The 13,301-nt window shown below is 69.1% G+C and carries 11 protein-coding genes; 9 read left to right on the top strand and 2 right to left on the bottom strand.

Translation table 11 applies throughout. From position 1 onward, the window contains the following. The first annotated feature begins 76 nt into the window (after positions 1 to 76). Entirely contained in the window at positions 77 to 2,218 is a 2,142-nt protein-coding gene (locus KB201_RS22940; protein WP_211540635.1) for a cation-translocating P-type ATPase, read from the top strand. After that, on the top strand, positions 2,215 to 3,555 hold the full coding sequence (locus KB201_RS22935; protein WP_211540618.1) for a carboxylesterase family protein: 1,341 nt from the start codon (positions 2,215 to 2,217) through the stop codon (positions 3,553 to 3,555). Before KB201_RS22940 ends, KB201_RS22935 begins: the two co-directional genes overlap by 4 nt. A 113-nt stretch (positions 3,556 to 3,668) precedes the next feature. Here KB201_RS22935 and KB201_RS22930 read toward each other — a convergent pair whose 3' ends face one another. Next, positions 3,669 to 4,505, bottom strand: a complete 837-nt coding sequence (locus KB201_RS22930) for a class I SAM-dependent methyltransferase (protein ID WP_211540617.1) — start codon at positions 4,503 to 4,505, stop codon at positions 3,669 to 3,671. 83 nt (positions 4,506 to 4,588) lie between these two features. Here KB201_RS22930 and KB201_RS22925 point away from each other — a divergent pair, with 83 nt between their 5' ends. From KB201_RS22925 to KB201_RS22895, 7 genes are all read left to right on the top strand, one after another. Further along, a complete protein-coding gene (locus tag KB201_RS22925) occupies positions 4,589 to 5,017 on the top strand; it encodes a YkvA family protein (protein ID WP_211540616.1) in 429 nt (142 codons plus the stop codon). Between the two features lie 61 nt (positions 5,018 to 5,078). Then, the gene (gene dinB / locus KB201_RS22920; protein ID WP_211540614.1) at positions 5,079 to 6,326 is read left to right on the top strand and encodes a DNA polymerase IV; all 1,248 of its coding nucleotides are present in this window, start codon (positions 5,079 to 5,081) and stop codon (positions 6,324 to 6,326) included. 123 nt (positions 6,327 to 6,449) lie between these two features. After that, on the top strand, positions 6,450 to 7,922 hold the full coding sequence (locus tag KB201_RS22915) for a CitMHS family transporter (protein WP_211540612.1): 1,473 nt from the start codon (positions 6,450 to 6,452) through the stop codon (positions 7,920 to 7,922). Between the two features lie 104 nt (positions 7,923 to 8,026). Continuing rightward, positions 8,027 to 9,721, top strand: a complete 1,695-nt coding sequence (locus KB201_RS22910) for a sensor histidine kinase (RefSeq protein WP_211540610.1) — start codon at positions 8,027 to 8,029, stop codon at positions 9,719 to 9,721. Then, on the top strand, positions 9,718 to 10,383 hold the full coding sequence (locus KB201_RS22905; RefSeq protein WP_068971354.1) for a response regulator: 666 nt from the start codon (positions 9,718 to 9,720) through the stop codon (positions 10,381 to 10,383). Before KB201_RS22910 ends, KB201_RS22905 begins: the two co-directional genes overlap by 4 nt. A gap of 58 nt (positions 10,384 to 10,441) precedes the next feature. Further along, positions 10,442 to 11,743 (top strand): TrpB-like pyridoxal phosphate-dependent enzyme, encoded by a 1,302-nt coding sequence (locus KB201_RS22900; protein WP_068971355.1) that lies wholly within the window; start codon positions 10,442 to 10,444, stop codon positions 11,741 to 11,743. A gap of 26 nt (positions 11,744 to 11,769) precedes the next feature. Then, the gene (locus KB201_RS22895) at positions 11,770 to 12,498 is read left to right on the top strand and encodes a DUF429 domain-containing protein (RefSeq protein WP_205333633.1); all 729 of its coding nucleotides are present in this window, start codon (positions 11,770 to 11,772) and stop codon (positions 12,496 to 12,498) included. 13 nt (positions 12,499 to 12,511) lie between these two features. Here the strand turns inward: KB201_RS22895 and KB201_RS22890 are convergent, their stop codons facing one another. Continuing rightward, complete coding sequence (locus KB201_RS22890; protein WP_205333610.1) at positions 12,512 to 13,087, bottom strand: GNAT family N-acetyltransferase; 576 nt, start codon at positions 13,085 to 13,087, stop codon at positions 12,512 to 12,514. Positions 13,088 to 13,301: the final 214 nt, after the last annotated feature.

Below are 13,301 nucleotides of genomic sequence, written 5' to 3'. Positions count from 1 at the left end.
GTCCGCGCCGACGTACTCTCCCGAGCTGCCACCGACCGAGATCGTCGTCCGGTCGTCGGCGGCGGGCCGGGTGCGTATGACGGTTCCGTGGCTGCGGGTCACCGATCGCACTGTCGCCGACCGCCGTGCCGTGGCCATCGAGGAGAGCGTCGCCAGGGTGACGGGTGTGCGCGCCGTGCACGCCTATCCGCGGACCGCCTCGGTCGTCGTGTGGTTCCGGGCGGACACCGACCGGGATGCCATCGATCATGCGATCGCGGCGGCCACTTACGCCGACCCCGCGAATCTTCCTGACCGCGCACCGCATTCGGCCGACGTCACCAATGCCGACCTGTTGCGGATGGGCATCGGCGCGGGAGCCCTGGTCCTGCTGGGTTTCCGGCGCTACGGGTTCCGCCGTCCGCCGCTGCTCGGTCCGGCCTCGCGCACCGTCGCCACCGGTGTCACCATCTTCTCCGGCTACCCGTTCCTCCGCGGCGCGCTCCGCTCGCTGCGTGGCGGCCGGGCCGGCACCGACGCACTGGTCTCCGCTGCCACGATTGCGAGTTTGCTGCTGCGCGAGAACGTGGTCGCGCTGACCGTGTTGTGGTTGCTCAACATCGGTGAGTTCCTCCAGGACCTCACCCTGCGACGCACCCGCCGCGCCATCGCCGACCTCCTCCGCGGCACCCAGGACACGGCGTGGGTCCGCCTCGCCGACGGCACCGAGGTGCAGGTGGCCATCGACGCGCTCCACGTCGGGGACGCGGTGATCGTGCACGAGCAGGTCGCGGTGGCGGTCGACGGGGTGGTCGTCGACGGGGAGGCGGTGGTCGACCAGTCCGCGCTGACCGGCGAGAACCTCCCGGTGACCAAGCACGTCGGCGACCGCGTGCAGGCCGGCTCGGTGGTACTCACCGGCCGGATCGTCATCGAGGCCCACGCGGTCGGCGACGACACCTCGATCGGTCGGATCGTCGGCCGGGTCGAGGAGGCTCAGCGCGACCGCGCTCCCATCCAGACGGTCGGGGAGAACTTCTCCCGGCGGTTCGTACCCGCGTCGTTCGCGTTGTCGGCGCTGACGCTGCTGGTGACGCGCGATCTCCGTCGTGCGATGACGATGCTGCTGATCGCGTGTCCGTGTGCGGTGGGTCTGTCCACCCCGACCGCGATCAGCGGCGCCATCGGGAACGGCGCGCGACGCGGAATCCTCATCAAGGGCGGATCGCATCTCGAGGCTTCGGGACGGATCTCGGCGGTGGTGTTCGACAAGACCGGCACGTTGACCGTCGGGCGCCCGGTCGTGACCAACGTCGTGTCCTTCTCCGACGACTGGCAGCCCGAACAGATCCTCGCCTACGCGGCCAGCTCCGAGATCCATTCGCGTCATCCGCTCGCCGAAGCGGTCATCCGGTCCACGGAGGAACGTCGCATCGAGATCCCGACGCATGCGGAATGCGAGGTCATCGTCGGACTCGGCATGCGCACCCGTGCCGAAGACGGGCGCGTGCTCCTGCTGGGTAATCCGTCGCTCCTCGACCGGCACGGCGTCGCGATCTCCGACGACGCCATCGGCTGGGTGGACCGCTTGCGGCAGGCGGGCGAGACGCCGCTGCTGCTGGCCGTCGACGGCAGGCTCGTCGGTCTGGTGAGTCTGTCCGACGAGCTGCGTCCCGAGGCGCGTGAGGTGCTCGACGCGCTGCGTGCCGACGGGGTCACCGAGATCGCCATGCTCACCGGCGATCACCCGGTCACCGCGGCGACCATCGCCGCCGAACTCGGCATCGAGCGGTGGGCCGCCGAGGTCACCCCTGACGACAAGCTCGCGGTGGTTCGTGAGCTGCAGGCCCTCGGCCACGTGGTCGCGGTGGTGGGTGACGGTGTGAACGACGCCCCCGCGTTGGCCGCCGCGGACATCGGCATCGCGATGGGGTTGGCCGGCACGGATGTCGCGGTCGAGACCGCGGACGTCGCCCTGGCCGGGGACGATCTGCGCAAGCTGCTCGACATCCGGGATCTGGGTTCGCACACCGTCGAGGTGATACGCCAGAACTACGGGATGTCGATCGCCGTCAACGCCCTGGGGCTGGTGATCGGTGCGGGCGGCGCGCTCTCGCCGGTCCTCGCCGCCGTGCTGCACAACGCCTCATCGGTTGCCGTGGTGCTCAACAGTTCTCGGCTCATCCGGTATCAGGTCGAACCGGCTCCGTCGGCGTCGGCGGAGGAAGCCCGCGCATGACCGAGGTACCCACGACGACCGCGACCTTCGAGTGTCCGGCCGGGACGATTATTGCTCGCACCGACGGACAGGTCGTGCGCGCCACCGGGATCCGCTATGCGCAGGCGGCGCGCTTCGAGGTTCCGTCCCCGCAACCGCCGGCCGACGAGCCGATCGATGCGACCTCGTGGTCGCCCGCCTGTCCCCAGCGCAATGGCGAGGGGATCGTCCACGACACCTTCGGCGATGCCGCGCTGGGCGAGATGGTCGGCGACGAGCGCGCCCAGTACGTGTCGGTCACTGTGCCGGTCGAGCGTCGACCCGACGAGGCCCTCCCGGTGATGGTCTGGATTCACGGCGGGTCCTACATCATCGGCGCCGCCGACGCGCCCTGCCACGATCCGGCGGCGCTGGTCGCCGAGCAGCGGGTGATCGTCGTGTCGGTGACCTACCGACTGGGATTGTTCGGGTTCCTCGGCGACGGCATCAACCGTCCGGCGAACCTGGGCCTGCTCGACATGATCGAGGCCCTGCGCTGGGTTCAGCGGAACATCGCGTGCTTCGGCGGCGATCCCGACGCCGTCACCGTCTTCGGCGAGTCAGCCGGCGGCGACGCGGTTGCACAGTTGATGGCGGCCGACGGCGTGACGGGCCTGTTCCGCCGCGCCATCATCCAGAGTGCGCCGCTCGGCATCACCCGACGCCGCGAGCGGTTGCATGCGGACATGTTCGCTGCGTCGCACCACGTGTCGGCGTCGGCGACCGTCGACGAGGTCCTGGCCGTCCAGGAGTCGATGATGGGACTCAAAGCGGTTCTGCAACATGGCTTTCCGGCCTTCATGTCCTTTGGGCCACAGTATGGTCACCACCCGCTGCCACCCGAGAACGAGGTGGACGGGGTCTGGGAGAGTCGATCGCGGGACGTCGAGGTCCTCATCGGCTGGTGCAGCCGCGAGGCCGCGTTCTTCACCGCGGCGATCGACGGGGTGTCGTCGCTCCCCGCGGTTCCGGTGGTCGGCACCCGCCTGTACGAATGTCTTGTCCAGCAACTCACCCGTGCCATCTACACGTCGGCAGCCGACCGCTTCGCCCGACGCCACCGACGCGCCGGAGGAAAGGCCGCGCAGTACGTCATCGACTGGGGCGCAGCAGATCACCCGCTGCGCGCCGTGCACACCGTCGACATCCCGTTGCTGTTCGGAACCCCGGAGATCTGGGCCGGTGCCCCGATCCTGGCCGGACACGACGCCGATCGGGCTGCCGAGGACGGCCGCACGTTGCGACGGATCTGGGCGGACTTCGCGCGAGACGGATGGACCGCGCCGGCTGATGTGCCGGGCCTGATCCGCTTCACCTGACCGCGGGATCGCGTAGCGCGAATGCGACTGTACCCGCGGGCACACCACGGATTGGGCGTCTGCAGCCGAATCGCGCGAAGCCGTCGACGCCCGGCGGTGGAAGCGCCGCGAGGTCAGTCGGCCGGTCGTTCACCCACGGCAATCAGTGTGTCGCAGTCGACTTCGGTGATGCCCTCGTCCGACAACCGCTGTAGGAACCCGACCCGTACTTCCTCGACGGTGTCGGCGTCCAGGTCGGCGAGTGCGCCGCGCAACCCGCTGCCGAGGACCATCGACCAGGAGAACTCGTCGGTCCGTGGTACGCGCAGGTCGAGAACCGATGCGGACACCTCCTCTGCACCAAGCGATTCGAGCCACCCGACGATCTTCTCCTCGGTGTCGATCCGCGTGATGGGGTGGGGCGGTCCGTCGGACGGGGCACGCGGACCGGGTGGCGGCGGCGTGTTCGTCACGCGGGCGACCTCGGCGAAGTAGGCGCCGGTGAAGTCGTGGAGTGCGTCGTCATGCCACACCGCGACGGCGAGACGACCACGTGGGCGCAGGAGGGGCAGTAGATTGCGCACCGAGTCGTCCATGTCCGGCAGGAAGAACACGCCGAAACCGCATGTGATCACGTCGTATTCGCCGCGCTCCCGGCCGGGAAGCGCGGTCACGTCGTCGACCCGGAAGTCGATGTTGCGCAGACCGGCCGCATAGGCGCTGGTTCGGCCACGCTCCACCAAATCGGCGGCGAAGTCGACTGCCGTGACGTGCCCGTCGGGTCCGACGACCCGCGCGGCGGCCAGCGCGCTGGCACCGGTGCCGGAACAGATGTCGAGAACCTCATCGCCCAGCCCGACCCGTGCCCGTGCAACGAGGGTCTCGCCCGCCGGACCCCAGACGAGGGGAGTCACCAGGTCGAAATCGGGACTGGTCGAGTTGAAGATCTCGGCGATGCTCGGTCCTGGCATGGGTTCAGCGTAGACGTGTTGACAACGGTTCCCGATAGAGTGGCGGACGTCTCACCTTTCGCCGAGAGAACGGAGCCGTCCTGATGGAACGCCTCGTCGCCGTCGGGATCTCCGTCGCAGGTGGGGTGCTGTTGCTGTGGGTGATCCTGGTGATCGTTCTCCTTGTCGCTCGCCCACCCGGTTTGCGGGCCAAAGACCTCCTTCGTCTACTGCCCGACACCGTCGTACTGCTGCGACGGCTGGCCGCTGACCGAGAACTCCCCCGTGGTGTCCGCGTCCGGTTGGTGCTGCTTTTGGTCTACTTGGTGCTTCCCATCGACCTGATTCCCGACTTCATCCCTGTCCTCGGTTACGCCGACGACGCGATCATCGTGGTGTTGGCGCTGCGCTCGGTCGTCCGCCGTGCCGGCCAAGATGCGCTCCGGCGCCACTGGCCCGGCAGCGACGACGGTCTGGTCGCGGTGCGCCGCCTGGCCGGCATCGGCGATCCCACCAAGCCGATGGCCCCATAGCCCGCGTCGGTTGCCTCGGGCGTGCTGGTGCATGTCCGAGCGTCATGCGAACATGTGTTCTATGCGCATCGAGCGGCGGGAACGGCGGGATCCGTCGATCCTGCATGCCGATCTCGACTCGTTCTATGCCTCGGTCGAACAACGTGATGACCCCGCACTCCGCGGTCGCCCGGTCCTGGTGGGCGGCGGCGTCGTCCTCGCGGCGAGCTATGAGGCCAAGGCCCGCGGGGTGCGATCGCCGATGCCGGGCCACGAGGCGCGGGCACTCTGTCCCGACGCGATCGTCGTCCGGCCGCGGTTCGAGGCCTACATGGAGGCGAGTCGGGAGGTCTTCGACATCTTCCACGACACCACTCCGGTGGTCGAGGGGATCTCGGTCGACGAGGCCTTCCTCGACGTCGGGGGGCTCGGTCGGATCAGCGGTACGCCGCACGACGTCGCCGCGACGATCCGACGCCGCGTCCGCGAGGAGGTCGGCCTGCCCATCACGGTCGGCGGCGCGCGCAGCAAGTTCCTCGCCAAGGTCGCCAGCGCCGTCGGCAAGCCGGACGGCCTGCTCATCGTCGAACCGGGAACCGAACTCGACTTCCTGCATCCGCTCCCGGTCCGTCGACTCTGGGGGGTCGGTCCGGTCACCGAGGCCAAGCTGCACGACGCAGGAGTCGAGACCGTGGGCCAGCTGGCGGCGCTCGGGGAGCGGTCGTTGCGCGGCATCGTCGGGTCGGGTGCCGGACGGCACCTCTTCGCGCTGTCACTCGCCCAGGACCCGCGTCGGGTGGAGACCGGCAGACGACGCAGCTCGATCGGTTCACAACGCGCGCTCGGCCGACGCCCGAAGTCCGAGGCCGACCTCGAGGCGACCATCACCGCGATCGTCGAACGATTGGGCAAACGACTCCGAACGGCCGAACGGGTCTGTCGGACAATCGTTCTGCGGTTGCGCTTCGACGACTTCACCCGCGCCACCCGGTCCCGCACCCTGCTGGAGTCCACCGACCGCACCGACCTCATCATGGCGTCGGCGCGCGGCCTCCTCGCGGACGCGATGCCGATCATCCGCGAACGGGGATGCACCCTGGTCGGGTTGTCGCTGACCAACCTCGACGACCACGACAGCATCCAGCTGACCCTGCCGTTCGACACCGATCACGCCGGCGCCGGGAGCGGAGCGAGCGGGCCGACAGCGACTGGAGCAGAACTCGACGCGACGATGGATCTGCTGCGGGACCGGTTCGGCCGCGACTCGGTCACCCGCGCGGTGCTCATCGGACGCAACCACGGCGACGACGCACCGATGCTGCCCGACTAGCGCGAAAAGCGCGAAACGCTACTTATGCGCCCAAGCGTGACTGTGATGCCGGTGACCCCCAACACTTCTGATGTGACCACGGATGTGGTCGCCCTCACATCCGCTGCAGAATCGAGTAAGACAATGTTGGTAGCCCTCGGCCTCGGGATGGTCGCCACCTTCATGGTGCTGATCATCACCAAGCGGGCGACGCCCGTGGTGGCGCTGATCCTCGTCCCGGTCGCCTTCGGCCTCTTCGCCGGTGCCGGCCTCGGCATCAGCGACATGATCACCGACGGCATCAAAGACCTCGCCCCCACCGCGGCGATGCTGTTCTTCGCGATCATCTTCTTCGGCATCATGATCGACGTCGGACTCTTCGACCCGGTGGTCCGGGCGGTCGTCCGCGCGGTGCACGACGACCCGGCGCGCCTGGTGGTCGGAACCGCGGTGCTCGCCGGCGTCGTGTCCCTCGACGGCGACGGTTCGACGACCTTCATCATCACGACCGCCGCACTGCTGCCGCTGTACCTGAAGCTCGGCGTCAGCCCGGTCGTCCTCACGGTCGTCGCCGGACTCACCAACGGCACGATGAACATCCTGCCGTGGGGCGGCCCCACCGCCCGCGCCGCCAGTGCGCTGAACATCGACACCAACGACGTCTTCGTCCCGATGGTCCCCGCACTGGCGGCGGCGCTGATCGTCGTGCTGCTCTTCGCCTATCACCTCGGTGTGCTCGAACGCCGGCGCATCGGCAAGCTGGAGATCCGGGATTCGATCCTCGCCCCGAAGGAAGAGGTACTGGTCGGCGCCGGTGGCGGAACCGGCCTGCCGCCCAAGGGTCGCCGGGCACGCGGTTCGGGTTCGACGGGAACGGGCTCGGGCGCTTACGACGACGCTCCCACCGGCGGTCACGATCTCAGCCGCCCCGTGGCGGGCGCCGATGACGACGACCGCGACGCATCCTTCTCGGGCGTCCTCGACCCCAATCGGGAAACCCTGCGCCCCAAGCTCTTCTGGGTGAATGCCGGACTCACCGTGGCCCTCCTGGCCATCCTCGGTGCCGACATCGTCGCCATCCCGGTGCTGTTCATGATCTTCGCCGGCATCGCCCTGGCCATCAACTTCCCGCACATCAAGCAGCAGCAGGAGGCCATCACCCGGCACAGCTCGAGCATCGTGTCGGTGGTCGCCATGGTCCTCGCCGCCGCCGTCCTCACCGGCGTGTTCAACGGCACCGGGATGGTCGACGCCATCGCGCACTGGCTGGCCGACGGCATCCCCGACTGGATGGGCCCCCACATGGCCATCGTGATCGGCGTGCTCTCGATCCCCCTCACCTTCCTGATGAGCAACGACGCCTTCTACTACGGGGTGCTGCCGGTCCTGTCCGAGACCGCGACCCGCTACGGCATCGACCCCACCGAGATGGCGCGGGCATCGATCACCGGCCAGACCGTGCACATGCAGAGCCCGCTGGTCCCGGCGATCCTGCTGCTGGTCGCACTGGCCGGGGTCAGCCTGGCCGACCACCACAAGAAGGTCCTGTGGCGCGCCACGGTCGTCTCGCTGGTGATGCTCGCCGTCGGGGTCCTGGTCGGGGCCATCCCGTTCTGATCCGCCCAACCGGTGCATGCCGATCCACACTCCACGCGGCGATCCGTTCCCCACGGATCGCCGCGTCGGCGTGCCTGCCCCACAGCGAGCATTAGGCTGACGTCATGCGTTTGCGGACGCAGGTGCTGCTCCTGCAGCTGGCGGTGATAGCGGTCAGCCTCGCGGTCGGGTTCGGTCTGGTCATCGCCGGAGCCGACGACCGGGTGCGCGACGAGTACGCGCAGCGCGCGCTCGCCATCGCGCAGTCGGTCGCCGCCGACGCCGAGGTCCGCAGCGAGGTCGCCGCCCATCCCGGTGACCGGGTGGACGCGGCGGACCTGGTGGACGGCCCGCTGCAGCGGCAGGCGGCGGCAGTACGAGCCCGGACCGGAGCCCTGTTCGTCGTCATCGGCAACGACCGCGGCATCCGTCTGGCACATCCCGAGGTGACGGAGCTGGCCAGGACGGTCTCCACCGACCCGTCGAAGGTGCTGTCCGGATCGAACGAGGTGAACACCGACCGGGGCACCCTCGGCGAGTCGGTCCGCGCGAAGGTCCCGGTCCTGGACGCCGACGGCGCAGTCGTCGGGTTCGTGAGCGTGGGTGTCTCCACCGAACGCCTGGGCTTCGAGACCCGCACCGACATCGTCGCGATCGCGCTCCTCGCGCTTGCGGCACTGGGTATCGGCGCGGTGGGTTCGGTGCTGCTGGCCCGTCGGTGGCGCCGACTCACCCTGGGTTTGGAGCCCGACGAACTGGCCGAGCTCGTCCGGGAACAGGGGGCCGTGCTGCACTCGATGGCCGACGGGGTGCTCGCCGTCGACGCCGACGGCATCGTGCGCGTCGTCAACGACCGGGCGCGTGCGCTGCTCGACATCGACGCCCCGGTCGGCACCCCCGCCGGCGACCTCGGCCTGACCCCGCGGGTGGCGACGGTCCTGGCGACGCCGACCGACGAACCCCTCGCCGCCGGTGTCGGCGAACGGGTGGTCCTGGTGAGTTCCCATCGGGTGCGGGCCGACGGTCGCGACCTCGGCATGGTCCTGTCGGTGATCGATCGCACCGACGTCGAAGCACTCAGCCGCGAGGTGGATTCGATCAAGTCGATGAGCACCGCCCTACGCGCACAGCGCCACGAAACCGCCAACCGGATGCACGTACTCGCCGGCCTCCTCCGGCACGGGCACGCCGACGAAGCGCTCGCCTACCTGGACGAGGTCACCGGAACCGGACCGGGAGGGGCGCTCCTCGCCGGACTCGACAATGTGCGCGAACCACACCTCCACGCGTTTCTCGACGCGAAGGCGGCTCAGGCTCGCGAGCGCCGGGTGGTGCTGCGACTCGGCGACCAGACCTGGATTCAGGGCGTGCTCACCGAACCCGTCGTCGTCACCACCGTGGTCGGCAACCTCGTCGACAACGGGATCGATGCCGCCGCGTCCGGACCGGACGGTGGACAGCCCGGTGAGGTCGAGGTCGAGGTCATCGCCGACGGCGACACGGTCCTGGTCACCGTCGGGGACTCCGGACCCGGCATCGCCTTCGAGGACCCCGACGACGTCTTCGCCGAGGGCGTCACGACCAAATCGGGCGCGCACGTACCCGGCGGCCGCGGTATGGGACTCGCCCTGGCCCGGCAGATCGCGCGCCGGGTCGGCGGCGACGTGTGGGTCGCCGATGCGGGGGGTCGCGGCTCCGCGGATGATGACGAACCGGGCGGGGCCGTGTTCGTCGCCCGCCTGCCCGGCGTGCTCGCGCCGACGGACGAGGCCGAAGACGACTCGTACAGCCAGACCGAAGAACCGGGAGTGACCCCATGACCGACGACCTCGGCGTCCTGATCGTCGACGACGACTTCCGGGTCGCGGCTCTGCACTCGGCGATCGTCGACGCCGTCCGGGGCTTCTCGGTGCGAGCCCGGGCGGGCAGCATCGGTGCGGCACGTCAAGCGATCGCCGAACATCCCGACATCGATCTCGCACTCCTCGACGTCTACCTGCCGGACGGCTCGGGCATCGAACTGGTCGCCGAACTCGACTGCGACTGCTTCATCGTCGGCGCCGAGACCGACGCCTCGGCGGTACGAAGCGCGATGCGTGCCGGTGCGCTCGCCTACCTGATCAAACCCTTCGACGACGCCGACCTCGCCCGTCGGTTGGCCGGCTATGCCCAGTACCGGCGGATGCTGGCGGGCGAGAACGTCGACCAGCACGCCGTCGACGCAGCGCTGTCGGCACTGCGGTTCGGCACCCGCGCCGCGGACCGGGCCGAGGGTGGCTCGCCGACCGAACAGCGCATCCTGGCGTTGTTCGCCGAGGGCGCTCCGCTGTTCGCCGACGATGTGTCGCGGGAGATCGGCATCGCGGCACCGACCGCGCGGCGGCACCTCGCGAACCTCGTGGCGGCCGGGCGGTTGACGATGTCGCTCCAGTACGGCACCACCGGCCGGCCCCGGCAGGAGTACCGGCTGCCCCGGGCGTGACAACGGGATCGGTCGGCGCGGGACGCGGGGACCGGCCCGAGGATTAGAGTGGTGATCCATGACGATGCATGTCGAGACCGGTAATCCGGATCTGATCACAGTGGATGTCCCGACCCATTGGTACAACCTCGCGGCCGAACTCGACACGCCGATCCCGCCGCACCTGCATCCGGGCACCAAGGAACCGGTCGGTCCGAGCGATCTCGCCGCGTTGTTCCCGAGCGGCCTCATCGCGCAAGAGGTGTCCACCGAGCCCTACATCGAGATCCCCGAACCGGTGCGCGAGATCTACCGGATGTGGCGGCCGTCGCCGCTGATCCGCGCGCGTCGTTTCGAGGAGGCGCTCAACACCAGGGCGCGGATCTACGTGAAGTACGAGGGCGTCAGTCCGGTCGGCAGCCACAAGACGAATTCGGCTGTCGCGCAGGCGTACTACAACAGCCTCGACGGTGTCACCAAACTGACGACGGAGACCGGAGCCGGTCAGTGGGGGAGCGCACTGGCGTTCGCGGGTGCGCAGTTCGGCATCGACGTCGAAGTGTGGCAGGTCCGTGCGTCGTACAGCTCGAAACCCTACCGGGGGTTCCTCATCCGCACCTACGGCGGGACCATCCACCCCAGTCCGTCCGAGCTGACCGAGTCGGGTCGCGCGATGCTCGCCAAGGACCCGAACACCACGGGCAGCCTGGGGATGGCCGTCAGCGAGGCCGTCGAGGTCGCCGCCTCGAACCCCGACACCCGTTACGCGCTGGGCAGCGTGCTCAATCACGTGGTGCTGCACCAGAGTGTCATCGGGCAGGAGGCCGTCGACCAGCTCAACGCGGTGGAGCCGGGTGGTGCCGACGTCGTGTTCGGTTGTGCCGGAGGCGGTTCGAACCTCGCGGGGTTGTCGTTCCCGTTCCTGCGGGAGAAGCTGCACGGCCGCTCGGATCCGCGCGTCATCGCCGCCGAGCCCGCCGCGTGCCCGTCGATCACGCAGGGGGAGTATCGGTACGACCACGGTGACGTCGCCGGACTCACCCCGTTGCTCAAGATGCACACGCTCGGTATGGATTTCGTGCCCGACCCGATCCATGCCGGTGGTCTGCGCTACCACGGCATGGCGCCCGCGCTGAGCCACACGGTGGAGCTCGGTCTGGTGCAGGGCGTTGCCATCTCCCAGCACGACGCGTTCTCCGCGGGCGTGCAGTTCGCCCGGACCCAGGGCATCGTCCCGGCTCCCGAGTCGACACACGCGATCGCGGCCTGCGCCGCGCACGTCGCCGACAGCGACAAGGACGAGGTCGTCGTGATCGGACTGTCGGGCCACGGGCAACTCGATCTGCCCGCGTATGCCGAGTTCCTCGAGGGCAACTTCTGACTCGACCCGGAACCGTGATCCCGGCGATGCGGACGGTCGGCATCGACCTGTCCGCATCGCCGGCGAAAACTGCTGTCGCATGCGTCGATTGGGATGCCGACAAGGCCGTGCTCACCGATCTCGTCGTGGGCGCGGACGACACCGCCGTCCGGCGCCTCGTCGAGGGGGCGACCCGCATCGGGATCGATTCCCCATTCGGCTGGCCTGACGAGTTCGTCGACTTCGTCGTCGCGCATCATCGCAACGACTTGCCGAAGGGGCGAGAACTCGACGACATCGCCCGTCGACGACCACTTGCATTACGTCGCACCGATCTGCGGATCGTCGACGCCGGCGTCGGTCGCCCGCTCAGCGTGTCGGCGGACCAGATCGCGCACGTCGCGTTCCGATGCGCCGGCCTGCTCTCGGACCTGGGAGTCGACGACCGCGTCGACGGGTGGGCGGTCGAGGCGTACCCCGCGGGGGCACTCAAACGATGGGGACTGACCTCGCGCGGATACAAACGTGCCGCCAACGTTTCGGTGCTCGCCGGACTCGTCGTGGCATTCGAAGAAGCTGCGCCATGGTTGGATCTCGGCGATCATGCCGAGACCATGGCCCGTGACGACGACGCGTTCGACGCCGTGATCACCGCATTGATCGCGCGTGCCGCCGAGCTCGGCCGGACCATCTTGCCCGATGCCACCGACCGGCCGGTCGCCGCGCGGGAGGGTTGGATCCACGTACCCACCGCCGAACTGGCGGAACTGATCTGAATCGTGGTCTCGATCAGTCCAGCGACAACCGCATGAGCACGCGCGGGAAACCGGCGAGGACCGACGAGGTGTCTGCCGCCTTGGTGAAACCGGCCTTCTCGAACAGGCCGCGGGTTCCGACATAGGCCATCGTCAGATCTACTCTGGCGCCCTGATTGTCGACGGGGTAGCCCTCGATCGCCGGCGCACCGTTCGACCGCGCGTAGTCGACGGCCCCGGCCAGCAGTGCGTGCGAGATCCCCTGCTTACGATGACCGGGGCGGACCCGGATGCACCACACCGACCACACCGGCAGGTCGTCCACGTGGGGGATCTTCCGGTTCCGGGCGAAGGTCGTGTCCGCGCGCGGCGAGACGGCCGCCCAGCCGACGACCTCGCCCGCGTCGTCGTAGGCGAGCACACCCAGCGGAATGCCGCTGTCGCACAGCTCTTTCACGAACTCTCCGCGCTGCTCGCGGACCAGCTCCTGGTTCTGCTTGCTCGGGATGCGGTAGCTCAGGCACCAGCAGACGTTCGACGTCGGTTTCTTCGGACCGACCATCGTGGCGATGTCGTCGAAGATCGTCGCGGGCCGGACCTCGATGGGCATGCGGCCCATCGTCGTCGGCTCGGTCCGGGACGGCAAGCGGGCCGGTGTCAGCCCGGTGGCTGTCGCTCACGCCCCTGCTCCCTCATCCGAAAGAACGACATAACCATTGCTCCCTGAGGTGCGAGGAGCGCCAGCGACGAGAGGGTCCTATAGCTTGTCAAGTGCTCCGAGGTCAGTGGTGAGGTCGCGGAACACTTCGCGGGCGATGTAGCGC

Origin of the sequence: Gordonia sp. SCSIO 19800 (genome assembly GCF_018132775.1) — a bacterium.
Classification (GTDB): Bacteria; Actinomycetota; Actinomycetes; order Mycobacteriales; family Mycobacteriaceae; genus Gordonia; species Gordonia hongkongensis.
The sequence above is the reverse complement of the archived record's forward strand: the minus strand, read 5'-3'. Positions and strand labels throughout refer to the sequence as shown.